Genomic DNA, 23,388 nt, shown 5'->3' on the forward strand with positions numbered 1-23,388 from the left:
CGTGCGCATCGACGCGATCTCGATCTTCCCGCAGTTCTTCGATGTCCTCGAGGTCTCCCTTCTCGGCAAAGCTCGCCAGAGCGGCATCCTCGATGTGCGCGTGCACGACCTGCGCGACTGGACACATGACCGTCACCGCACGGTGGATGACACGCCGTACGGCGGCGGCGCCGGAATGGTGATGAAGCCGGAGCCCTGGGGCGAGGCGCTGGACGCCATCGCCGCGGACAGCGATACGCGTCCGATCTTCATCTTCCCCTCGCCCGCGGGTGAGGTCTTCACGCAGGCGAAGGCGCGCGAACTCGCGACGGCAGAGCACCTCGTCTTCGGCTGCGGTCGCTATGAGGGCATCGACGAGCGTGTCTTCGACTACGCCCGGGAACTCGGCGACGTGCGACTCATGAGCATCGGAGACTACGTGCTCAACGGGGGAGAGGTCGCCGTCATGGCGATGGTCGAGGCGATCGGTCGCCTCATCCCCGGCGTCGTCGGGAACCCCGAGAGCCTGGTCGAGGAGTCCCACGAGGACGGTCTGCTCGAGTATCCCTCGTACACCAAGCCCTCGGTCTGGCGGGACCGCGAGGTGCCGCCCGTCCTGCTCAGTGGCAACCACGGCGCCGTGGACCGGTGGCGTCACGAACAGCAGGTGGAGCGCACACGCCAGCGCCGCCCCGACCTGCTCCCCGAGGACTGATCGCTCTCAGCTCGGGAGGGTGATGCGCTCCGCCATTACGGGCGGCAGCAGATTCCTGATCCGTCGAAGCACGGCGATGGGCGCGGGGGAGTACTCCGGGTGTCGATGGAAGCTCCGCACCAGCGGGAGGAATCGCTCGTCGAACCGACCCGCGAGGGCATGGGCGAGCAGGCTCACCGCGACTCTCATGCCCGGGGCGTCCGGCCGCGCGAGGGCGTGGGCCAGGAACTGCGATGAGGCGTCCAGATCCCCGCGGGACAGCGCCTCGCCGAGAAGTGAGACGAGGGTCTCGAGCATCGGGTCGTCGGGCACCGAACGCGGCAGACGGATGCCGAGCGTGGTGTGTTCGCTCGAGGTGGTGTCGCCAGCGAGCGCCGCGGTGGTCACCGACCACGGCCCGGACGCCACGATCGTCGCGATCGTGGCGTCTTGCACGTCGCCAGCGCGCAGGTCGGACTCGATGAGCTCCGCCAGTGTGTTCGGGCCGGTCACCAGCGACAACACATCGTCACGGAGCCCGGCCAGCCGCTCGACGGCGGGACGGGTCGCGGGCAGTCCGCGGGAGATCAGCTCGAACGAGCCACCGGCGAACAGGTCCGGTGAGGTGGTGACGGACGCCGCGAGGATCTCCCGCAACTCGGCGGAAACTGCTCGCGCGGGTATGACGAAGTCCGCATCGTATCCCGGAGGCAGAGCCCGGCGGACCCGCTCCTCGACGGCGGCGACCCGCAGCGTTGCCGGCACGTCTGCTCCCGCCAGCTCGTCGTCCGTCGCCGAATACAGCCAGACGCCTTCGGCGAACGGGCCGACGGCCGTGATCCAGGTGCTCGCGACATATTCCTCCGAGTCTGAGAGGTGCGCGAGGAGATGCCGAGCGTAGTCATCCGCGACACCGGTGAAAGCCAGGAAAGCGGACGCGGCAAGGCGAACAAGCAGCGATGAGGACGTGCGCACGAGTTGACGGGCACGCTCGACGCGCAATCTGCATTTCGAGTCCTCACCGGATAGCGCGGCCGCGAACCCCGCCAGCATGAGCCGATCGGCAAGCAGCGAGGGATCGTTCGTCTCGAGATCGATAAGGAGCGTTTCGGGCAGCAGACCGAGCAACGCGAGAAGTCGCCACGCCTCGGAGTCGTCGGTTCGCTCGGCGTGCGCGCGGATGATGTCGCCATGCGCCGCGACCGCGTCGGCGTACTCGGTTCGGGCGTCCAGATCTCGCGGCGTCGCGATGAAATGCGTCTCACCCACCGCGATCCGGGCGAGGTACGTCATCGCGGTGACGTTGTCTCGACCAACCAGTTCGGAGAGGAACGGGATCGCCGCACCAGAGGCGGAGAAGACCGAGCCCTGGTGCGTGGTGGCCGAGTACAGACCGAAGGCTCCGTATGCGACGTCGCCGTCGTCGTCACTGGTGATCGCCTCCAGATACAGCGGCGTCTCCGTCGCCGGGCCGTAGGCATCCTCGAGGGCCGCCCAATCGACGTCGGTCAGCCCCTGCGGCGGTGACGTCTGACCGCGCAATGGCGGGCGGTCCAGGCCGTCATCCGCGATCTCCTCATAGTCCCGCTCCTCGAAGGGTGGCAGGACGGCCGGGTCGAAGGCGTCCACCGAGACCGAGGCGGATCAGTCGACGCCGAGGAAGCTGCGGTCGGTGAGGACGATCGGCCCGTCCGCCGTGATGGCGACGGTGTGCTCGCTGTGCGCACCACGGGACCCGTCGGCGGACTTCAGGGTCCAGCCATCAGCGTCGGTCACGAGCTCGTCGGTGGTGGCGAGCAGCCACGGTTCGATGGCGACGACCAGCCCGTCGCGCAGCGGGTAGCCGCGCCCGGCCTTGCCGTTGTTCGCGATGTGCGGGTCGCCGTGCATGGTGCGCCCCACGCCATGTCCGCCGAAGTCGGTGTTGATGGAGTAGCCCTCTGCGTGGCAGACGTCGGCGATGGCCGCCGAGATGTCGCCGATGCGCTTGTCGGTGGTTGCTGTCGCGATCGCGGCGGCGAGTGCGCGCTGCGTGGTGTCGATCAGTCGGAGGTCCTCGTCACGCGCGGTGCCCACGACGAACGAGACCGCCGAGTCAGCGACCCAGCCGTCGACGGACGCGGCGAAGTCCAGGGAGACCAGATCCCCGTCGCGCAGCGTGTAGTCGAAGGGGACGCCGTGCAGCACGGCATCGTTGATCGACGTGCAAATCACCTTGCCGAAGGGACCGGAACCGAACGAGGGCGCGTAGTCGATGTAGCACGACTCGGCACCCGCCTTGCGGATCATGTCGTGGGCGTGGCGATCCAACGTGAGCAGATTCGTGCCCACCTTCGTCTCGTCACGCAGCGTCGCCAGCACCTCCGCGACGAAGCGTCCGGCCGGACGCATCTGCTCGATCTCGGTGGGCGTGCGCAGTTCGATCATGATTTCCCTTCGGTGTACCTCTCATTCTTCCGCATATCCGCAGGGGGAGTGCTGAACGACGTTCGGATTCCGGCCCCATGTCCGGGGGAACGGGGCTAGCATGACGAAATGGTGATCCGTCGCGCGATGTACAGCTGGTTGCTTCCGGCGGCCTTCGTTCTGCCTGTGTGGCTCCTGGTGGGTTGGGGGATCTTCAACCAGAACGGTCTTGCGCTGCTGCCCGTGCTGCTGATCTTCGCCCCGGCGGTCTTCGTCAGCGAGCTCGTCCTCATGCTCCTGGTGCGCTCGCGCCCGGGCGTTCGAGCTCAGCGCGCGCTGTCGTGGTGGGATGTCACCGGGTTCGGCATCTGGCATCTGCTGACCATCGGCGTCGGCTTCTACGCTCAGCCGCTCTTCGCTCTCAACCTGGTGCTGGCGATCCTCGCTGCCGTGGGTGTGCTGTGGCTGTGCCTCTGGCAGCTGTGGACGACGACCAAGACCGCACGCACGCCGCTGCTCATCCGCGAGACCTTCGACCGCGTTCGTCCCGGTGCAACGACGTCAACGACGGTTGAAGACATCGTCGTGGTCGAGGAGTCGCGTCCCGGTCACCCGGCTCACTCCTGACGCATTTGGCGGCACGATCCGCCGCGTGCGATAATTGACGCTTGTGCCGTGATCATGCACGCTTCGGCGAGCCCACGCGAACACTCCGCCACAGGGGAGTACCGGCTGCAAGGCGCACGAACCAGCAATTCTCATTCATTCTTATGCGGCTGACCTGTGGCGGGCGCAGGAAGTGAAGATCATGCAGATCCTCGACTCCGTCGACGCAGCCTCGCTGCGCTCCGACATTCCGGCTTTCTTCCCGGGTGACACCGTCAAGGTGCACGTGAACATCATCGAGGGCTCGCGCTCTCGTATCCAGGTGTTCCAGGGCGTCGTCCTGGGCCGCCAGGGCGACGGTGTCCGCGAGACCTTCACGGTCCGCAAGATCAGCTTCCAGGTGGGCGTCGAGCGCACCTTCCCGGTGCACTCGCCGGTGATCGACCACATCGAGGTCGTCACCCGTGGTGACGTGCGTCGCGCGAAGCTGTACTACCTGCGCAACCTGCGTGGCAAGAAGGCGAAGATCAAGGAGAAGCGCGATAACTGACTCGCGCCTCCGCACAACACCCCGCGACTCCGGTCCGGGGTGTTGTTGTTTTCCCTCCGCCGCGACGCCTGCTTCAGGGCCTTCACAGGCGCGTCGCCGCGCGAATCGCCAGGACCAGGCGATGGAGTGTGGAACCATTGAGTCGGTGCGCGGTTTCTCGTTCGCGCCATGAAGGATGCCATGTCAACTGCCGAGCCGTCAGCCCCGCTCACCCGTCGAGATGCTCGGCGAGCCGCACGCGATGACGCCGAGAATCGCTCGCGCGGGTGGGGTGTGTTCCTTCGCGACGTCGTGGTGATCGTGCTGATCGCGCTCCTGGTGTCGTTCCTGGTGAAGACCTTCGTGGTCCGGTCGTTCTACATCCCGTCAGGGTCGATGGAGAACACCCTGCAGGTGGATGACCGGATCCTGGTGGATGAGCTCACCCCGCGCTTCACCGACTACCAGCGCGGAGACATCATCGTCTTCCGTGATCCCGGCGGGTGGCTCGAAGGACAGGCTCCTGCGCCGTCGAAGGGCGCATTCGTCGACGGTGTGGAGTGGGTGCTCTCGCTCGTGGGCCTTGCTGCCCCCGACAGCTCTGACCACCTCATCAAGCGCATCATCGGCGTGCCCGGCGATCACGTCGTCTGCTGCAACGCCCTGGAGCAGATCGAGGTCAATGGCGTTCCGCTGGAAGAGTCTGCCTATGTGAAGCTCGCCCCCGGGCAGAGCATGCCGAGCGTCGTTCCCTTCGACATCACCGTGCCGGCCGACTCCTACTGGGTGATGGGGGACAACCGCGACCGTTCTCGCGATTCCCGCTACAACCAGGACCAGCCGGCCAAGGGGTTCGTGCCGAGCGAAGACGTGGTGGGACGAGCTTTCCTGCGTACCTGGCCGTTCGATCGTTTCGGCGGGCTCGGTACGACGGGTGACTCGTTCGCGGGTGTTCCCGATTCCGAGTCCGAAGACGAGCCAACAGACGATCCGAGCCCGGCGGCGACAGCGGGATGAGTCCGGTTCTGCCCACGCTCGATCTCGAGCGGGAACTGCTGCGAGAGCACCGCTGGATCATCGCCTGTGACGAAGTGGGCCGCGGAGCCCTCGCCGGCCCGGTGACGGTGGGTGCGGCCTTCTTCGACGCATCCCGACTGTCGGATCCCATCCCGGACGGCCTTCGTGATTCGAAGCTCATCGTCGAGAAGAAGCGTGCAGACGTTGCGGAGCGGGCGGCTGCGTGGGTCGGGGCGAGCGCGTTGGGTTGGGCGTCCGCGCAGGAGATCGATCGGGTCGGCATCATGCGCGCGCTCGGGCTTGCGGCCATTCGCGCGATCGAAGGACTCGCAGCGCTCGAACTCGACCCGGCCGAGGGCATTGTGATCCTCGACGGTAATCACGACTACATCTCACCGGCTGGAGGGTGGGGTTATCGCGTCCGACCCGTGATCAAGGGTGACCGCGATTGCGCATCCGCGTCAGCCGCGTCGGTGATCGCGAAGGTCGAGCGGGATGCGCTGATGGAGCGCCTGCACGTCGACGCCCCGGTCTACGGGTGGGACCACAACAAGGGATACGCCAGCCAGGCTCATCGCGATGCGATCGAGACGCATGGCATCTCCGCACACCACCGCGCGTCCTGGTCGTTCAGCGGCAACACGCTGTTCTGACCCGGACGGCGCCGCGCGCGTGCCCGCCTCCGTCGCGGCATAGGATGGAGGCAATATGGATGAGGAAGCTTTCGATGACTACGACCGCGAACTCGAACTGGCGCTCTTCCGCGAGTACCGCGATGTGGTCCGTCAGTTCACGTATGTGATCGAGACCGAGCGTCGCTTCTACCTCGCCAACGACGTTCAGCTCGAGCGACGTGACTCCGAGCACGACTTCTACTTCGAGCTCACGATGAAGGACGTGTGGGTGTGGGACATCTACCGTGCCGATCGCTTCGTCAAGTCGGTGCGGGTCCTCACGTTCAAGGACGTGAACATCGAGGAGCTGTCCAGCAGTGACTTCCAGCTGCCGGCGGACCTGTCGCTCGACGGCGACCAGTGAGACGGTGATCAGGCGCCCTTCCGCATTGTGGTGCGGAAGGGCGTTCTGTCTTTCAGATGGCGGGTGGCGCGGTCGACGACCGCACGGCGAGGGTGGGGGCTGTGACCTCGTGCACGCTGCGGCGGCGGCCATCGATGCGATCCAGCAGCAGGTCCGCGGCGACACGGCCGATCTCATGACCGGATTGGTCGATCGATGTCAGGGAGACACGGGGCAGTGCTGAGGTGACCGTATTGTCGTAGCCGGCGACCGAGATATCGTCCGGTGTCGCCAGGCCCGCTTCGGCTAGACCGGTCAAGAGGCCGAACGCGGACACATCGGCGCCGGCGTGTACGGCGGTCGGCCGCTGCGGCCGTGAAACGAGCGTCGCCGCGGCGCGGAGACCTCCGTCGTGGCTCCACTCCTCGCGGATCACGTCGATGTGGTTGGCGAGCCCATGACGCTGCATCGCCTCGATGTACCCGAGCTCGCGTCTGTTCTCGGGACGACGATCATCGGCGCTCTCCGGGTCCCAGTGGGTGACGTAGGAGATTCGTCGGTGGCCGAGTCCCACCAGGTGGTCGACGATCAGGTGCGATCCCCGTTCGTCGTCCCCAGCCACGGTGTCGAAGTGGTCGGCGGGTCCGTGCCTTCCCACGACCACCATGGGGATCTCCGCGGCGATCGACTCGAGGTCGGCTGCGGCGACGTGGGGCCCGATGAGGATGAGGCCATCCATCTGACGATCCCGCATCGCCTGGATCATGCGGGTCTGCGACGGCGCGGTCGCACCGCCCGGCCCGATCAGCGGCTCGTATCCGGTGCCGGTGAAGCGCTCGATGACACCGTCGAGGAGGATTCCGAAGAATGGATTGTGAATGTCCGAGACCAGCACGCCGATCGTGAAGGTCTTTCCGCGCATGCCTCGAGCGGAGGCGAGGGGGCGGTAGTCGAGCTCGGCCATGGCCTGCTCGACGCGTTGCCGGGTCTCGGCGCTTACCCCTGCGGCACTGCGCAGCACCAGGGAAGCGCTCGAGGTGGAGACGCCCGCGCGAGCTGCGACATCGCGGATCGTGATGCGGCGCGCGCCGCTCGCGTGTGTCGTCATCGGATGGTGACCTCCCGTGCATCGCATCGTGCTTGACACGACATCGTCGTGCGCCCTACCGTAGCGGACTAGAACGGTCTAGAAGAACGTTCTAGAGGATCTTACCCCCCTGGACCCGATGGAGTGCCCACATGAAAACCCGCCCGCTCCTTGCCACCCTCACCCTTGGCGCGCTATCCGTCGGCCTGCTTGCCGGCTGCACACCCTCCGCGGACAACGGCGGAGACGTCTCATCGCTGACTCTGTGGCACAACTCCGCCGACTCGCCCGCGCTGCTTCAGCTGTACAAGGACTTCGAGACCGAGTCCGGTATCGCCATCGAGCTGGTCGACATCCCGTCGGACGCGTTCGAGACGACAACCCTCACGAAGTTCGCTACGGGAGACCGGCCCGATCTTCTCGAGTACCACCCGAACATCTCCGCGATGCTCACTCTCAACCCCGAGCAGAATATGCAGGACCTCAGCGACATGGACTTCGTCCACGCCTCGGGCGACACCTACGAGTCCAGCGGTTCTTACCGGGACAAGGTGTACGCGGCGATCCTCGGCTTCCCGTCGATCTTCGGGGTGTTCTACAACAAGCAGGTGCTTGACGAGAATGGCCTCCAGCCGCCGACCAACTTCGACGACCTTCACACGATATGCGCGGCGCTTCGGTCCACGGACGTCGCACCCATCTGGGAATCCGGCGGGAGCGCGTGGCCCACCCAGGTTCTCCCGTTGCTCTACGTGGCGGATGCGAACGACGGGGGCGACTATGGCTGGAAGGTCGCGTCGAATGAGACGGCGCTGAACGAGCCTGGCGGAGCCTTCAGCGAAGCGCTCGATGCCTATCAGAGCCTCGCGGACGGTGGGTGTCTCAATGCCAATGCCACGTCAGCCACATTCGAGGACGGCCTCCGCGCGGTCTACGACGGCGAAGCCGCGATGACGGCGCTGCACTCCGACACCTACGCCGCACTGCTCGGCTATGCCGAGGGCGACGGCGATGCGCTGTCGGCGCGAGTCGGCTTCGTCCCGGTGTCCGCACGCTCGGCCGTTGCCACCTACGCGAGCGGTCCGTTGGGCACGTACTACGCGCCGAAGACGGGTGACCCCGCGAAGGAGGCGGCGGCACGCGAGTTCATCGCCTTCGCCACGGGCGCCGGATATCAGAAGTTCATCGACGATGCGCAGGCGTTTCCCGTGATCAGCACCGCCCAGACGCCTGACGGCTTCAGTGGTCTGCAACTCGACTTCCAGGCAGCATACGCAGGCAAGGCGAACATCGCGTTCAACTCGAACATCGCCGGGTTTGGAGGCTTCGCCGCTGAGACGACGAAGCTGCTCGCCGGACAGGCGACACCCCAGCAGGTCGCGGACAGCATGGTGGCGCAGGTGGAGCAGGCTTCCAAGGCAGCGGGCGTCGACGGATGGTGATGCAGTCCACACAACCCGACGAGACGACGACTCCCACGTTCCCGCGCACCCCGGTGCGCGCGAGCGTGGGAGCGGAGGGGCGCGTCCGGCCGCGTGCGCGAGGAGGATGGGTGTGGTTCGCCCTCCCGTCGATCATCCTGGTCGTCGTCTTCTTCCTCGTCCCCTTCCTCCTCAACATCCCCTTCGCGTTCTCGTCCTGGAGCGGATACACGAACGACGTCTCGTTCGTGGGCTTCGACAACTGGGTGTTCCTCTGGAACTCCGGGGTGCTCGCCCCCGCCACCGCGCTCACCCTGATCTACGCCGTGATCGCGATGCTCATCCAGAACAGCGTCGCGCTGAGCCTGGCCGTGGCTCTTCGTCACACGGGACGGCTGAACTCGTTCTATCGATCCCTGTTCTTCCTGCCGGTTCTCATCTCGCCGCTGGCGGCGGGGTACATCTGGCGCGCCATCGTTCAACCGGATGGTGTGCTCAACTCTTTCATCGGCGTGTTCATCCCCGGTTTCGACTTCGCCTGGCTGGGCGACCCGGTCTGGGCGCTCATCACCGTCGCGTTCGTCGACGCGTGGAAGTGGTCGGGCATCGCCACCCTGGTGTACATCGCCGGGCTGAACGGGATTCCCGCGTCTCTCCTCGAGGCCGCGGAACTGGACGGTGCGAACGCGTGGCAGCGTTTCTGGCGCGTGAGCTTCCCGCTGCTCGCGCCAGCCTTCACGTTCAACGTGGTGACCACCCTCATCGGCGCGCTGAGCGCGTTCGACATCGTGGCGTCGACCACTGGCGGTGGCCCCGGGGTGGCGACCCGGTTGCTCAACGTCGCTGTGCAGCAGCAGTTCGGCCAGTCGTATTTCGGCACGGCGAGCAGTCTGAGCTTGACCGTCACCATGCTGGTGGTGCTCATCGCCGTGCCGCTCGTGGCCTGGTTGCGCAAGCGGGAGGTCGCCTGATGTCCGCCTCCGCGATCCGTCCGCTCGCTGCGCTGAAGTATGCGGTGATCACGCTGTTCGCGTTGCCCTGGGTGGTGATCCCGGTATGGCTCGTGATCGTCAATTCCTTCAAGACCGCGGGCGAGGCGGGCGCACTCTCGCTCGCGCTGCCGGGCCAGTGGTCGATCCTCGAGAACTACACCGCCGTCTTCGTCACCGGTGGCTACCTCACGGGATTGCGCAACAGCCTTCTGGTGGCGGTGCCCACGATCGCCGCGACCCTGCTGCTCGGGGCGATGGCGGCGTGGGCATACGCGCGCAGCCGCAAACGCTCGTTCCAGTTCTTCTTCTACCTCACGTCCCTCTCCGTGCTCCTGCCCCCGGCGATCATCCCGACGATCTACGTGCTGAGCACGCTGCACCTCGATGGATCGCTCGCCGGCTACGCACTCATGATGGTGGGCACGAGGATGGGCCTGATCGTCTTCCTCATCACAGGATTCGTTCGCGGGATTCCCGAGGAACTGGAAGAGGCCGCCGCCATCGACGGGGCGTCGCGAGTCAGGATCTTCCGTTCCATCATGCTGCCGCTGCTGCGGCCGACGCTCTTCGTCGGCGGGGTGCTGCTGGTGATCGGCGTGTGGAACGACTTCTTCTTCGCGTTGCTCCTGCTGAAGACCAGCGCGAACGCGACGCTGCCCCTGACGCTCTACAGCTTCGCGTCAGCGTCCACGACGTCGCTGAACTGGAACCTCGTCTTCGCACACGTCGTCATGACGAGCCTTCCTCTGGTGATCGTGTATCTGATCGCACAGAAGCGGGTGCTCGCCGGGCTCACCGAAGGAGGGGTGAAGGGATGAGTGTCGAGGACGTCTCCCCGGTCTCATTCGAGCACCTCGGAGCGGACGTGTGCGGGATCGGGGTGGCGACTCCACGGCTGTCGTGGACGGGGCCGCGCACGACTGATGGCTACGACGTGGAGGTGTGCTTCGACGACGGCTCGGTCCTCGTGCGCCGCGACGTCGGCGGGACCGCGTTTCGTCCCTGGCCCGCGCGTCCCCTGCGTTCCCGCGAGGGTGCCGTCGTGCGGGTGCGCCCGGTCGACGCGTCGGGTGCTTCGGGGCCCTGGAGCGTGGGGTCACGGGTCGAGGCCGGCCTGCTCTCCGCCTCGGACTGGCTCGGTGAGTTCGTGGGGGACGGGACGACAGACGCGGGCCGCGCACCGGTCGTTTTCCGATCCATTCCGGTCACCGGGGACGTGGTGCGGGCGCGTGTCTACGCCACGGCACGCGGGGTGTACTCGCTGGAGATCGATGGACATCGCGCCGATGACGCCGTGCTTGAGCCCGGCTGGCAGAGCTACGGGCATCGAGTCCGCTATCGAACCTACGATGTGACCGAGCGCATGCGGCCCGGGGCGGTGACGGTCGCCGCGTGGCTGGGCGACGGCTGGTACCGCGGTCGCCTCGGGTTTCCTCTGATCAGTACCCGCGCCGCCTATGGCACCCGGCTCGGTGCCCTTCTGCAGGTGGAGATCGACTACGCGGACGGACACCGGGACGTCTTCGCGACCGACGCCACCTGGCGCTGGACGGCAGGCCCGATTCTCGCCGCCGACCTCTATGACGGGGAGACGTACGATGCCCGCGCGACGCCCCGTCTCGACGTCGAGTGCTCACGCCCCGTCGTTCTCCTCGGTCGCCCGCAGACCGATCTCACAGCGCCCACGGGGCCTCCTGTGCGGGCCACACAGGTCGTTCGTCCGCAGCGGATCTGGCGGTCGCCGTCCGGTGCGCAGCTCGTCGACTTCGGCCAGAACCTCGTGGGCTGGCTGCGGGTGCGTCCCCGCGGCGAAGCGGGGCGAACGATCACGATGCGGCACGCGGAGGTTCTCGAAGGAGGCGAGCTTGCACGTGCTCCGCTTCGCTCTGCGAGGGCGGAGGACCGATACACGCTGCGAGGCACAGCTGATGAGGTGTGGGAGCCGCGCTTCACCTTCCACGGGTTCCGCTACGCGCAGGTGGACGGGTGGCCGGGGACGATCGAACTTGACGATCTGGACGCCGTCGTGATTCACACGGACATGGCTCGCATCGGACACTTCACAAGTTCGGATGCACGGGTCAACCGGCTGCACGAGAACGTCGTCTGGGGAATGCGGGGCAACTTCGTCGACATCCCGACGGACTGCCCGCAGCGGGACGAACGGCTGGGATGGACCGGTGACATCGCCGTGTTCGCGTCGACCGCGGCCTACCTGTACGACTGCGCCGGGATGTTGACGTCATGGTTGACCGATCTCGCCCTCGAGCAGCATCACGATGGCCTGGTGCCGTTCTTCATCCCGGCGCTGACGTTCCCTGCCGACACCGCCCATCTCCCCGGGCTCGCGCTCAGTCATGTGGCGCTCTGGGGAGATGCTGCCGTCCTGGTACCCCTGGCGCTGTACGAGTCGACGGGCGATATCGAGATCCTGCGGGCGCAGTACCCGAGCATGGTCGCCTGGGTCGAAGGGGTGGCGCGGCTGACGGGCGAAGACCAGATCTGGCAGCACGGCTTCCAGTTCGGGGACTGGCTCGACCCCGCGGCCCCGGCAGACAATCCCGCGGCCGGCGCGACTGATCCAGCCTTCGTAGCGACCGCCTATCGTGCTCACAGCGCGCGATTGCTCTCCCGAGCAGCGCACCTGCTCGGACTGGCAGACGACGCCGCGCGTTTCGCGAGCCTCGCCGATGCGGTGGGAGACGCCTTTCGTGCGCGGTTCTGCGATCCGCGCACGGGCGCGCTCGCGGTGGACACGCAGACCGCGCACGCCCTGGCGCTCCGCCTGGACCTCGTTCTCCCCGAGCATCGGCGCGGTGGGAGCTCGTCTCGTGGAGCTCGTCCGCCTCGCCGGACATCACCTCACAACGGGGTTCGCGGGTACCCCGCACCTGCTTCACGCACTCAGCGACGTCGGGGCGATCGATGACGCGTATCGGGTTCTGCTGCAAGAGGACTGTCCCTCCTGGCTGTACACCGTCGATATGGGCGCCACCACGATCTGGGAGCGCTGGGACAGCATGCTCCCGGACGGATCAGTGAATGCGGGGGAGATGACCTCGTTCAATCATTACGCCTTCGGGTCCGTGGCGGAGTGGATGCACCGCGTGATCGGCGGGCTCAGCGCGCTGCAGGCGGGCTACGCGCGCTTTCTCGTCGCCCCGCGCCCCGGTGGGGGCATGACACACGCATCGACGTCTCATCGATCACCCCACGGGCTGATCGAGGTGAGCTGGATGCTGATCGAGGAGGAACTCATCGTGGATATCACCGTTCCGCCAGGCACAGTCGCCGTCGTCGATCTGGGAGAGGCCGTGCCGGTGATCGAGCGCGGCGAGGGACGACACCGCGTGCGTTCGCATGCCATGCGCACGACAGCGGAGGTGGGCGCATGACGTCGGCCGCGCTGTACGACCCCGCTCATGACCTCGGTGCAGAGCAGATCCGCGCACAGATCGCGTGGCTGGAACGGGAGGGACCGATCCCGGATCCTCGCACCGACATCGACACCGCCTCTCTGACCGCTCGATTTCCCCGGCTCCGTCATGTGTGGACCACACCGCTGATCGTGCCGTCCCCGGATGCGGAGCTCCGGGCTCGTGTGTATCATCCCGTGGCCAATGGTCGCGGGGTCGGGCTGGTGTGGATTCACGGGGGAGGGTGGATCGGCGGAGACATCGACCGACCGGAGGCGCACTGGGTGTCGCTCGAGCTCGCCGCTCGCGGTGTCGCCGTTGTCTCCCTCGGATACCGGAAGGCGCTGCACGGCGTGCGGGCACCGCAACTGGAAGATGACGTCCTGCGCGGATGGCACGCGGGCCGAGATGCCCTCCGTGGGTTGGGCATCTCAGCCGAAGCCGTGCATCTCGGCGGCGCGAGTGCCGGCGCGGCACTCTCCGCCGGTCTGAGCCTGCGCCTCCGCGACGATGACAATCCCGCCCCGGCATCCGTCATCCTGGTGTACCCCCTGGTGCACCGAGAGCTACCGCCCGTGACCGCCGAGGTCGCAGGGTCCGTCCGTGGACTACCCACCGAGCGGGTGATCTCCCCGGGAGCGGTCTCCGCCTACACAGCCAACGTGCTGGGCGGGGACGCGGCAGCGAGGTACCTGTTGCCTGGCGATGTGCCTCCGCTCGATGGTCAATCGCCGATACTGATCATCGCCGCCGAGCGGGATCTGCTCCGCGGGTCGAGCGACCGCTACGCCGAACAGCTCCGCGACGCCGGCGTCGCGGTCGTCAGTGAAGTGACCGCGAACGTCGTGCACGGCTATCTCGATGATCCGGGGCTGCCCGAGGCGAGCAGCAGCATCGACCGGATGGTGCGGTGGATGGCGGACCGAACGTGACCGGCGACGCCGCGCTCGCGGCAGCGCTCACGGCCGAGATCGGAACCGTGCTTGCGGCCCATGAGGCTCCGGACGCGCAGTTCGCGCTCGCCTACGGCGGGCGGGTGATCGCGCAGGGCTCGTGCGGGGCAGTAGATGACTCGTCCCTGTTCTGCGCTTTCTCGGCCTCCAAACCGGTCTTCGCCAGCCTCATCTTGCAGCTCATCGGGCAGAAGGAGCTCTCGCTCGACACGCGGATCGTGGACCTGTGGCCGGAGTTCGGTGCGCACGGCAAGGGCGACATCACCCTGGAGCACCTCCTCCTCCACACGGCGGCCATCCCCGGCTGGTTCCCGGTGCCGCCCGCAGTGTTCTCGCGTTCGGAGCGCGCACGTCAGGCGGAGGGACTCGTCGTCGAGTGGACGCCGGGGTACGGCACCGGCTATCACAGTGTCTCGGCCCACTGGGTGATGGCCGAGATCGTGATGCGTGTCACCGGTAAGGACTACCGTGCGGCGCTGCGCCAGCGAATCCTCGATCCGCTCGGGCTGGAGCGGATCCGGTTCGGCGTTCCGGTCTTCGACTCACACCGCCCACGCGCGATTCGGAGGATCGGCGAACCCCGCCCGGAGCAGTTCACGGCCCTGTTCGGCGCGGCGGTTTCTCTTGCGGACGTGATCGCCGCCGAGGAGGCGGCCCTCGCACACGCGGAGAACGCGGAGGTCATCGCGCTCGGGACCCCGGGAGCGGGGATGATCACCGACGCCGCTTCCCTGGCGCTCTTCTACCAGGCGCTTCTGCACGATCCCCGGGGTGTGTGGGACGGCGGGCTCCTCCGCATCGCGACCACGGAGGTCCGCAACGCACTGCCGGAACCATCGCGCGCCGGCGCGTCCGCCAATCGCGCGGTCGGCGGGTTCGTGGTGGCCGGGAACGAGCGCACGGTGCAGACGATCCCGGAGATCGGCATGGCGCGTCCCGTTCGCTGGTTCGGCACACGCGTGTCGGATCGCACCTTCGGACATCGCGGAGCCGGTGGTCAGCTCGCGTTCGCTGATCCGGATCGGGGTCTCTCGTTCGTCTTCCTCACCAGCGACTACGTGCGTGACGTGGTGCAGGACGAGCGGCGTGCGCTGGAGATCGCCGATGTCGTGATCGACGTGTTCGACGCACACTGAGCCTCAGCGGGTCTCCACGGGCGCGCTCGCCGCCGTGATTGCTGGTTGCGGGTGCGCAATGAGTCCTCGCTTCCTCCCCAGGCGCAGCGCACGGCAAAGTGATTCGACATCGGTGCCTCCCGTGCCCGCCGCACTCGCGGATCGACGAGCCTCGGGGAATGGCAGCGAAGGATGAACGTGGTCGGGCGGGCGAGGATCGTGCGTGCGCGTATCTGCAGGCCCAGGGTTTTCGCGTGGTCTCGCGCAATTGGCGAACCGCCGCGGGAGAACTGGATATCGTCGCGGTCCGCGGAAGGACACTTGTCGTCGTTGAGGTAAAGACCCGCCGCACGGTCGACTATGGCGACCCGCTCGCCGCAGTGGACGCGCGCAAGCTCGCACAGGTGTGGCGTCTGGCCCTCGGCTGGGTGCGGGAGCATCCCGAGGCGTCACGCGGACGCACCGTGCGCGTCGATGTGATCGGGATCACGGGCGAGGACCCGGCCACGGCGGATCTCGCTCACCTGGAGGACGTCCGATGAGCGTGGCACGGACGTGGGCCGTGGCACTCAACGGCATCGACGGTGCGATGGTCGAGGTGGAGGCGGACCTGTCCGCGCATACTCCGGGATTCGATCTGATCGGCCTTCCCGACAAGGCACTCGGTGAAGCGGCGAGACGGGTGCAGAACGCCTGCGCGAATCAGGAGCTCGCTCTGCCTCGTCGGCGCATCACGGTCAACCTGTCACCGGCCAGTCTGCCCAAGCGCGGGGCCGGGTTCGATGTCGCGGTGGCGATCGCGGCGCTCGCGACAGAGCTTCCGATGGATGCGGCATCGCTCGCGCGGACTGCTCACGTCGGTGAGCTGGGACTGGATGGGCGCCTGCGGCCGCTGCCCGGAGTCCTCCCCGCAGTGCACGCCGCAGTGCGTGCCGGAATCGAACGCGTGGTGGTACCGGCGGCATGTCGGGCCGAGGCGGAGCTGGTCTCCGGGGCGGATGTCGTGGCCGCGGTGAATCTCACGGATGTCGCGCGCGCTCACGGTGCTCAGGTCGACCCGCGAGAGGAGCAGCCGCTCCCGACCGCCGCCGTCATGCTCGACGACGCCCCGGATCCACCGGACCTGGCCGATGTGGTCGGGCAGCGCACCGCCGTCGATGCGCTGATCGTCGCTGCGGCCGGCGGACACCACATGCTCCTCAGCGGCCCACCGGGTGCGGGAAAGACGATGCTGGCGGCCCGGCTTCCCGGCCTGTTGCCTGACCTTGACGAACATCGCGCCCTCGACGTCGCCTCGGTCAGATCCCTGTGCGGGGAGCCCGTGCTGCGGTTGCCGCGCATCGCTCCCTTCGAGGCACCCCATCACTCCGCGACGATTCCGTCGCTCGTCGGCGGGGGATCGGGCGTCATCCGTCCCGGTGCCATCGCGCGAGCCGCGCACGGCGTCCTCTTCTTGGATGAGGCGGCCGAGTTCGCCTCCTCGGCCCTCGATGCGCTGCGTCAGCCGCTCGAGTCGGGGACGATCACCATTCACCGGACGGGGGCCACGGCCTCCTATCCGGCGCGGTTCCAGCTGATCCTCGCCACCAATCCCTGTCCGTGTGGCAATTACGGTGTTCGTGGTGCGGAGTGCACGTGTCCGGCGGCGGCCGTACGACGATATCTGGCTCGGTTGTCTGGTCCGCTCCTGGATCGGATCGACATCGAGCTGCCGGTGACGCGTGTGACGGTCGCCTCGGGCGGAGAACGTGTGACGACCGCACAGGCGCGCGAGCGTGTTCTTGGGGCACGTGATCGTGCGCGCCGACGCCTGGCGGACACACCGTGGCAGATCAATGCCGAGGTGGCGGGGCCCTGGCTGAGAACGGGGCCGCGACGGCTCGGATCGACAGTGGCGTCGCCCCTGGATCAGGCACTTCGTCGCGGGGCGCTGACGCTCCGCGGCTATGACCGTGTCCTGCGACTGGCGTGGACGCTCGCGGACCTCCGCGGCGTCGACGAACCGGAACTGGATGACGTCGGCCGCGCGCTGGCGCTGAAGAGGGGAGTGGGGCTGTGACTGAGCGAGATAGAGAGGTCGCGACGGCGATGACGCCGGGAGTGGACCGATACAGAGCGAGAGGCGCAGACGAACAAGCGTCTTCGGTGGCGACGGGAGTGGGCTGTGACGGCGTGGGAGGTGGGAGCCGGACCAGAGGTTTCGGCGGAGATGGGAATGGTCGGATCATGAGTGAGCAGGATGACGTGCAGGCGCGGGAGAACGAGCCCATCGCGATCGGAGGAGCGCCACCGGATGGGCGACGTCGTCATCCGTCCGATGAGGCTCCTGCCCGCGTCGCCTGGAGTCAGCTGATCGAGCCGGGCGATGCGGACGCCGGAGTACTGATTGCTCGACACGGTGCTCGCGAGGCCTGGGCGCTGCTGCCCCGTGGTGCGTCCGCTGTCGTGGCGGCGGCACCGAGCAGTGAGTCTGCACGCTGGCGCAAGGCGTACGCCCGGTGGGCGCCGCGCCTCAGCGCCGTGGATCTCGATCAGCAGTGGGAACGAGCCCGCCGATGCGGGGCGAGGCTCCTGCTTCCTGGCGACCCCGACTGGCCGCACGGTCTCGACGACCTTCAGGAGTCACAGCCCCTTCTGCTCTGGGTGCGTGGAGATCCGGAACCGCTGAACAGGGAGCCGCGCGTTGCGATCGTTGGCGCGCGTGCATCGACCGGTTACGGGGAGCACATCACGGCAGAGATCGCGGGGGACCTGGCTGCCCGCGGTGTCGGGGTGGTCTCCGGGGCGGCCTACGGCATCGACGGAGCCGCGCACCGCGCCGCCCTCGCATGTGATGGGGCGACAGTCGCCGTCCTCGCCGGGGGCGTCGACCGCGTGTACCCGGCAGGTCACGCCGCCCTGATCGCCGAGATCGCTCGTTCGGGTGCGGTGGTCAGTGAGGCACCGCTCGGCAGCGAACCCACGAAGTGGCGCTTCCTGGCACGAAATCGACTGATCGCGGCGATGACGGATGCCACCCTCGTGGTGGAGGCGGGCTGGCGCAGCGGCTCGCTGAACACTGCGGGCCACGCGGCCTCGCTGGGGAGGCCGCTCGGCGCCGTCCCTGGTCCCGTCACGTCGGCCGCGTCGTCGGGCTGTCATCGGCTGCTGCGTGAGTATGACGCGGTGTGCATCACCGGAGCGGACGACGTGATCGAGCTTCTGCCGGGTGCCTCGGTTCCCGCTGTTGACGAGGTGCCCAGCGAACTCCCGGAAGCCGGACGCCTGGACGCCGTTCTGTCCACGCGGATCGTCCGCACGACGGAGGATCTGGCAGCTCGTGCCGGCATCTCGACCGCAGATGCGGAGGCACTGCTCGGGCTGTGGTCACTCACCGGCCGCGTGGAGCGAGACGGCGCGGGATGGCGTGCCGTGCGAGCAAGGCAGTGAGGAGCGAAGGAGGGCGAATGCGGCATGGCGCGGCCCCGCTCTGACGGCCAGCCGCGAGGATCGACGTGTGGAACTGAGCGCGGCGACGGAGAATTTCGTCGAGTACCTTGCGCGGGTGCGGCGACTCTCGCCGGCGACCGTGCGGGCCTACCGCAGTGACCTCGCCGATCTTCGCACGGCCGTGGGCGACGGAGAGCTTCGCAGCGTCGGTCTCGAAGAACTGCGCGATTGGCTGTGGCGCGCGAGTCAGCGCGGCGATGCGCGGAGCACGATCGCGCGACGAACCGCGGCGGCACGAACCTTCTTCGCGTGGGCGCTCGAGGAGGGCATCGTCGACCATGACCCCACGCTGCGCCTCGTCACGCCGAAGAAGCCTCAGAATCTGCCCGCCGTTGCCACGGCCGATGGCGTGCGGGAGATGCTCGACGCACTGAGGGTACGCGCGGCCGAGGGTGACGCGTCGGCGCTCCGCGATCACGCCATTCTGGAGCTCCTGTATGGGGCGGCGATCCGCGTATCCGAACTGTGTGGGCTGGATGTGGCGGACATCGATCGCGAACGCGCCACGATGCGCGTGCTCGGTAAGGGATCCAAAGAGCGCGTCGTGCCCTTCGGTGCTCCAGCTCTGGCGGCTCTCGACGCCTATCTCGTACGATCTCGGCCCGCGTTGCAGGCGCGCGCGGAATCGACCGGTCCCGCGCTCTTCCTCGGCACACGTGGCGCACGGATCGGGTCGCGAACCGTGTATTCCATCGTGGCGCGAGAGCTCGGGCCGGTTCTCGGCGAACGAACCGTGGGTCCCCATGCACTGCGCCACTCGGCCGCCACCCACCTCATCGACGGCGGTGCCGACCTCCGGGCCGTCCAAGAACTCCTCGGACATGCGAGTCTCGGCACGACGCAGATCTACACGCATGTCTCCTCGGAGCGTCTCACCGCCGTGTACCGAACGGCCCATCCTCGCGCCTGACGGTCACGTCACGCAGATCTCCACGCACGTCTCACCGGACCACACACATGTCCTTGGAGCGTCTCACCGCCGTGTATCGGTCGGCTCACCCCCGCGCATGACGGTCACGTTACGGCGAGCCGGCGTCGGAGCAGCACGGCAGAAGGATCGCTCGCGGAACTCCTCCGAGCAGAAGCAGAGGATTGATGTACTCGCCGTTCAGACGAACACCGAAGTGCAGCTCGCCATTTGCCGTGTGGCCTCCCGACGCGATGGTGCCGACGTCCTCGGCCGCGCGAACGAGAGCCCCGACCGCCAGATCGGAGCGCACCGGCTCGAGCGTCGTGACGAGCCCGTCGCCATGGTCGATGGTGAGAAGGGGACGGTCGACCACGGTTCCGACGAATGCGATCACTCCATCGGAGGGAGCACGCACGACGACGCCTGAACCACCGGCGAGGGACACGAGATCAATGCCACGGTGCCCCGCACCATAGGCGTGCGGGGGAGCGAGGAAGGGCCGGGTGACGCGCACGGCGCCCTCGATCGGCCAGGACCACCGCTCGTGGCCGGGAAGTGTCACAACCGGGCCGGCGCTCCCGCGCTCGACAAGCCGAAGCGGCTCGAGATCGGCCCGTGCGGGAGTCCCCATCGACGCCGCCATCGACGCACTCGCGTTCCCCACGAGCAGCAGCATGACAGCGATTCCCAGCATGAGCCTTCGTCCCCGGTGCGCACTCGCCGAGGCTCTTCCTGCCGGCACGAGTGTCCGCATCACCCAGTGCTGGGACCGTCGGAGGTTGCCGGGTCGAGGGTCGGAACGGGTGTGGTCACGCTTCATCGCCCCATGCTCGCCGCGTGCGGGGCGTCGCGCTTGCTCGATGCGGGACGAGGGAACAGATGCCCGCTACATCGACCCTGGGGAGGACGCAGCGCAGCATGATCATCGCCCGTCGAACACACAGCACCACGCACCGCGTTCACCTCGCGCACTGCTACACTGGACGAGCACTCCGCATGTCGGAGTGACTTCGCGTGCCTTGCACGACCACGGTCGTGGCACACATCCCCAACGGTCCTTTCGAGGCGGGGCTGTGTCTGGCACCAGGTAGTGGACATCCACACAAATCAACCGCAACCACGGCGCCCCGTGCGCCCAGAAACAGGAGAACGACCATGGCAGTCGTCACCATCCGCCAGCTGCTCGACGCAGGTGTGCACTTCGGACACCAGACCCGCCGGTGGAACCCGAAGGTGAAGCGATTCATCCTCACCGAGCGTTCGGGTATCCACATCATCGACCTGCAGCAGTCGCTGGCCTACATCGACCGCGCTTACGACTTCGTCAAGGAGACGGTCGCCCACGGCGGCACCATCCTCTTCGTCGGCACCAAGAAGCAGGCGCAGGAAGTCGTCGCCGAGCAGGCGACCCGCGTGAACCAGCCCTACGTCAACCAGCGCTGGCTGGGTGGTCTGCTGACCAACTTCACTACGGTCTCCAAGCGTCTTGCGCGCATGAAGGAGCTCGAGGAGCTCGACTTCGAGAACCCGTCCGCTTCGGGCTTCACCAAGAAGGAGCTCCTCCTCAAGAAGCGTGAGCTGGACAAGCTCCACAAGTCGCTCGGTGGTATCCGCCACCTCACCAAGACGCCGTCGGCCATGTGGGTCATCGATGCCAAGCGTGAGCACCTCGCCATCGACGAGGCCAAGAAGCTCGGCATCCCCGTGATCGGCATCCTCGACACGAACGCCGACCCGGACGACCTGCAGTACCCGATCCCGGGTAACGACGACGCGATTCGCTCCGTCGCGCTGCTGACCCGCGTGATCGCCGACGCAGCAGCCGAGGGTCTCATCGCCAAGCACCAGCCGGCCGACGAGCAGGCCGCTGAGCCGCTGGCCGAGTGGGAGCGCGAGCTGCTCGAGCAGGGTGCTCCGGTCGCCGAGGGCGCTGCCGCTGAGGTCGCCGCCACCGAGACCGCTGCGGACGAGGCCGGCGCTGAGGCCCAGGCCGAGGCCGTGGAGACCGAGGCCAAGTAAGCCATCAGCGGGTGGCGCGTGAGCGCCACCCGCTGCCCATCCATTACAGCTGCCACTTACATCACAGAGGAGCCACACAATGGCAAACTTCAGCATCGCCGACATCAAGGCTCTCCGCGAGCAGCTCGGCACGGGCATGGTCGACACCAAGAAGGCGCTGGAGGAGGCTGACGGCGACGTCGCGAAGGCCACCGAGATCCTGCGCCTCAAGGGCGCCAAGGGCAACGCGAAGCGTGCCGACCGCTCCACCAGCGAGGGCCTGATCGCCGCATCCGAGCAGGACGGCAAGGTCACCCTGATCGAGCTCGCCTGCGAGACGGACTTCGTCGCGAAGAACGAGCGCTTCATCGCGCTCGCCGACAAGGTGCTGGCCGCTACCGCTGCCGCCGCTGCCGACTCGGTCGAGGCCGCTCTCGCCGCTCCCGCCGGAGACCAGACGGTCGCCGAGCTGATCAGCGACGAGGCCGCCATCATCGGCGAGAAGGTCGAGCTGCGTCAGGTTCGCACCATCTCGGGTGAGAAGTTCGAGGTCTACATGCACCGCACCAACAAGGACCTGCCCCCGCAGGTCGGTGTGGTCGTTGCCTACACCGGTGACGACGCTGAGGCCGCTCGCGCCATCGCGCAGCACATCTCGTTCGCGAACCCCTCGTTCCTGAGCCGTGACGACGTCCCGGCCGAGGACATCGAGAAGGAGCGCGAGATCGTCACGAAGATCTCTCTCGAGGAGGGCAAGCCGGAGGCTGCCCTGCCGAAGATCGTCGAGGGTCGCGTCAACGCGTTCATCAAGCAGGTCGCCCTGCTCGACCAGGACTACGCCCGTGACAACAAGCTCACGGTCGCCCAGGTGGCGAAGGACGCCGGCATCACGGTGACCGCGTTCGCCCGCTTCAAGGTCGGCGCGTAAGACCTTTTTCGGGGCCCGGATCGTTTCACGATCCGGGCCCTTCTTCACGCACACACACCAGCGCGATACGGTTGAGCGCGACGAGAGGAACAACGTGACCACGACAGAGAAGACCGGACGCCGTCGCGTCCTGCTGAAGCTCTCCGGCGAGGCCTTCGGCGGCGGACAGCTGGGCGTGAACCCCGATGTGGTCAGCGCGATCGCGCGCGAGATCGCCGAGGTCGTCGACACGGTGGAGGTCGCGATCGTCGTCGGCGGTGGCAACTTCTTCCGCGGCGCCGAGCTCAGCCAGCGCGGCATGGAACGCGGGAGAGCCGACTACATGGGCATGCTCGGCACCGTCATGAACGCCCTCGCGCTGCAGGATTTCCTGGAGCAGGCCGGTGCCGCGACGCGCGTGCAGTCCGCCATCCAGATGACCCAGGTGGCCGAACCCTACATCCCGCTGAAGGCCGAGCGTCACATGGAGAAGGGCCGGGTCGTGATCTTCGGCGCCGGCGCTGGTCTGCCGTACTTCTCCACCGACACGGTCGCCGCCCAGCGCGCCCTGGAGATCGGTGCGACCGAGGTGCTTGTCGCGAAGAACGGCGTCGACGGCGTCTACTCCGCCGACCCCCGCACCAATCCCGATGCCGTGAAGCTCGACCACGTGACCTACAGCGATGCGCTGCAGCAGGGCCTGAAGGTCGTCGACTCCACCGCCTTCAGCCTCTGCATGGACAACGGCATGAAGATGCGCGTGTTCGGGATGGAGCCCGCCGGTAACGTGACCCGGGCTCTGCTGGGTGAGGAGATCGGAACCCTCGTCACCGCCTGACGCTCCGCAGGCAC

The 23,388-nt window shown here is 67.4% G+C and carries 23 protein-coding genes and 1 pseudogene; 20 read left to right on the forward strand and 4 right to left on the reverse strand.

From position 1 onward, the window contains the following. Nucleotide 1 precedes the first annotated feature (1 nt). Entirely contained in the window at nucleotides 2–694 is a 693-nt protein-coding gene (gene trmD, locus ABTV68_RS08730; RefSeq protein ID WP_433677245.1) for a tRNA (guanosine(37)-N1)-methyltransferase TrmD, read from the forward strand. Nucleotides 695–700: 6 nt separating this feature from the next. Here trmD and ABTV68_RS08735 read toward each other — a convergent pair whose 3' ends face one another. Next, nucleotides 701–2,302 carry a hypothetical protein gene (locus tag ABTV68_RS08735; protein ID WP_433677246.1) on the reverse strand — a complete coding sequence of 534 codons (1,602 nt, stop codon included), beginning with the start codon at nucleotides 2,300–2,302 and terminating at the stop codon, nucleotides 701–703. Nucleotides 2,303–2,317: 15 nt separating this feature from the next. After that, entirely contained in the window at nucleotides 2,318–3,100 is a 783-nt protein-coding gene (map, locus tag ABTV68_RS08740) for a type I methionyl aminopeptidase (RefSeq protein ID WP_433677247.1), read from the reverse strand. Nucleotides 3,101–3,208: 108 nt separating this feature from the next. On the opposite strand from map, the gene ABTV68_RS08745 reads away from it, so the two are divergent. The 5 genes from ABTV68_RS08745 (at nucleotide 3,209) to ABTV68_RS08765 (ending at nucleotide 6,269) form a co-directional block, all read left to right on the forward strand. Next, nucleotides 3,209–3,706 (forward strand): MFS transporter permease, encoded by a 498-nt coding sequence (locus ABTV68_RS08745; protein ID WP_433677248.1) that lies wholly within the window; start codon nucleotides 3,209–3,211, stop codon nucleotides 3,704–3,706. 181 nt (nucleotides 3,707–3,887) lie between these two features. Next, nucleotides 3,888–4,235 carry a 50S ribosomal protein L19 gene (rplS, locus tag ABTV68_RS08750; protein ID WP_433677249.1) on the forward strand — a complete coding sequence of 116 codons (348 nt, stop codon included), beginning with the start codon at nucleotides 3,888–3,890 and terminating at the stop codon, nucleotides 4,233–4,235. Between the two features lie 180 nt (nucleotides 4,236–4,415). Further along, nucleotides 4,416–5,231 carry a signal peptidase I gene (gene lepB, locus ABTV68_RS08755; RefSeq protein WP_433677250.1) on the forward strand — a complete coding sequence of 272 codons (816 nt, stop codon included), beginning with the start codon at nucleotides 4,416–4,418 and terminating at the stop codon, nucleotides 5,229–5,231. Continuing rightward, nucleotides 5,228–5,884, forward strand: a complete 657-nt coding sequence (locus tag ABTV68_RS08760; RefSeq protein WP_433677251.1) for a ribonuclease HII — start codon at nucleotides 5,228–5,230, stop codon at nucleotides 5,882–5,884. Before lepB ends, ABTV68_RS08760 begins: the two co-directional genes overlap by 4 nt. A 55-nt stretch (nucleotides 5,885–5,939) precedes the next feature. Then, nucleotides 5,940–6,269: a DUF2469 domain-containing protein gene (locus ABTV68_RS08765; protein ID WP_404921264.1), complete on the forward strand. Its 330-nt coding sequence runs from the start codon at nucleotides 5,940–5,942 to the stop codon at nucleotides 6,267–6,269. A gap of 52 nt (nucleotides 6,270–6,321) precedes the next feature. On the opposite strand, the gene ABTV68_RS08770 is transcribed toward ABTV68_RS08765, so the two are convergent. Further along, nucleotides 6,322–7,356: a LacI family DNA-binding transcriptional regulator gene (locus ABTV68_RS08770; protein ID WP_433677252.1), complete on the reverse strand. Its 1,035-nt coding sequence runs from the start codon at nucleotides 7,354–7,356 to the stop codon at nucleotides 6,322–6,324. 131 nt (nucleotides 7,357–7,487) lie between these two features. Here ABTV68_RS08770 and ABTV68_RS08775 point away from each other — a divergent pair, with 131 nt between their 5' ends. From ABTV68_RS08775 to ABTV68_RS08825, 11 genes and pseudogenes are all read left to right on the forward strand, one after another. Next, entirely contained in the window at nucleotides 7,488–8,777 is a 1,290-nt protein-coding gene (locus ABTV68_RS08775; protein WP_433677253.1) for an ABC transporter substrate-binding protein, read from the forward strand. Continuing rightward, nucleotides 8,777–9,727, forward strand: a complete 951-nt coding sequence (locus ABTV68_RS08780; RefSeq protein ID WP_433677254.1) for a carbohydrate ABC transporter permease — start codon at nucleotides 8,777–8,779, stop codon at nucleotides 9,725–9,727. Before ABTV68_RS08775 ends, ABTV68_RS08780 begins: the two co-directional genes overlap by 1 nt. Further along, entirely contained in the window at nucleotides 9,727–10,566 is an 840-nt protein-coding gene (locus tag ABTV68_RS08785) for a carbohydrate ABC transporter permease (RefSeq protein ID WP_433677255.1), read from the forward strand. The genes ABTV68_RS08780 and ABTV68_RS08785 overlap by 1 nt, the downstream gene beginning before the upstream one ends. Further along, a pseudogene (locus ABTV68_RS08790) lies at nucleotides 10,563–12,801 on the forward strand (family 78 glycoside hydrolase catalytic domain); the annotation flags it as partial. The gene ABTV68_RS08785 and the pseudogene ABTV68_RS08790, both read left to right, overlap by 4 nt. A 45-nt stretch (nucleotides 12,802–12,846) precedes the next feature. Beyond that, entirely contained in the window at nucleotides 12,847–13,143 is a 297-nt protein-coding gene (locus tag ABTV68_RS08795) for an alpha-L-rhamnosidase C-terminal domain-containing protein (protein ID WP_433677581.1), read from the forward strand. After that, entirely contained in the window at nucleotides 13,140–14,096 is a 957-nt protein-coding gene (locus tag ABTV68_RS08800; protein ID WP_433677256.1) for an alpha/beta hydrolase, read from the forward strand. Before ABTV68_RS08795 ends, ABTV68_RS08800 begins: the two co-directional genes overlap by 4 nt. Continuing rightward, a complete protein-coding gene (locus ABTV68_RS08805) occupies nucleotides 14,093–15,253 on the forward strand; it encodes a serine hydrolase domain-containing protein (RefSeq protein WP_433677257.1) in 1,161 nt (386 codons plus the stop codon). The genes ABTV68_RS08800 and ABTV68_RS08805 overlap by 4 nt, the downstream gene beginning before the upstream one ends. Nucleotides 15,254–15,411: 158 nt before the next feature. Continuing rightward, complete coding sequence (locus ABTV68_RS08810; protein ID WP_433677258.1) at nucleotides 15,412–15,774, forward strand: YraN family protein; 363 nt, start codon at nucleotides 15,412–15,414, stop codon at nucleotides 15,772–15,774. Further along, nucleotides 15,771–17,291, forward strand: a complete 1,521-nt coding sequence (locus ABTV68_RS08815) for a YifB family Mg chelatase-like AAA ATPase (protein ID WP_433677259.1) — start codon at nucleotides 15,771–15,773, stop codon at nucleotides 17,289–17,291. The genes ABTV68_RS08810 and ABTV68_RS08815 overlap by 4 nt, the downstream gene beginning before the upstream one ends. A 167-nt stretch (nucleotides 17,292–17,458) precedes the next feature. Next, nucleotides 17,459–18,661: a DNA-processing protein DprA gene (gene dprA, locus ABTV68_RS08820; RefSeq protein ID WP_433677260.1), complete on the forward strand. Its 1,203-nt coding sequence runs from the start codon at nucleotides 17,459–17,461 to the stop codon at nucleotides 18,659–18,661. Nucleotides 18,662–18,728: 67 nt separating this feature from the next. Then, a complete protein-coding gene (locus ABTV68_RS08825) occupies nucleotides 18,729–19,631 on the forward strand; it encodes a tyrosine recombinase XerC (RefSeq protein WP_433677261.1) in 903 nt (300 codons plus the stop codon). Between the two features lie 109 nt (nucleotides 19,632–19,740). Here ABTV68_RS08825 and ABTV68_RS08830 read toward each other — a convergent pair whose 3' ends face one another. Further along, complete coding sequence (locus ABTV68_RS08830; protein WP_433677262.1) at nucleotides 19,741–20,325, reverse strand: murein hydrolase activator EnvC family protein; 585 nt, start codon at nucleotides 20,323–20,325, stop codon at nucleotides 19,741–19,743. A 461-nt stretch (nucleotides 20,326–20,786) separates the two neighbouring features. Here ABTV68_RS08830 and rpsB point away from each other — a divergent pair, with 461 nt between their 5' ends. The 3 genes from rpsB to pyrH all read left to right on the forward strand — a co-directional run bounded on the left by rpsB (nucleotide 20,787) and on the right by pyrH (nucleotide 23,374). After that, complete coding sequence (gene rpsB, locus ABTV68_RS08835; RefSeq protein ID WP_433677263.1) at nucleotides 20,787–21,650, forward strand: 30S ribosomal protein S2; 864 nt, start codon at nucleotides 20,787–20,789, stop codon at nucleotides 21,648–21,650. A 79-nt stretch (nucleotides 21,651–21,729) separates the two neighbouring features. Beyond that, nucleotides 21,730–22,557, forward strand: a complete 828-nt coding sequence (tsf, locus tag ABTV68_RS08840; protein WP_433677264.1) for a translation elongation factor Ts — start codon at nucleotides 21,730–21,732, stop codon at nucleotides 22,555–22,557. 94 nt (nucleotides 22,558–22,651) lie between these two features. Next, nucleotides 22,652–23,374 carry a UMP kinase gene (gene pyrH / locus ABTV68_RS08845; protein ID WP_433677265.1) on the forward strand — a complete coding sequence of 241 codons (723 nt, stop codon included), beginning with the start codon at nucleotides 22,652–22,654 and terminating at the stop codon, nucleotides 23,372–23,374. Nucleotides 23,375–23,388 lie beyond the last annotated feature (14 nt).

This window comes from Microbacterium gorillae, assembly GCF_050990725.1.
GTDB lineage: Bacteria > Actinomycetota > Actinomycetes > Actinomycetales > Microbacteriaceae > Microbacterium > Microbacterium gorillae_A.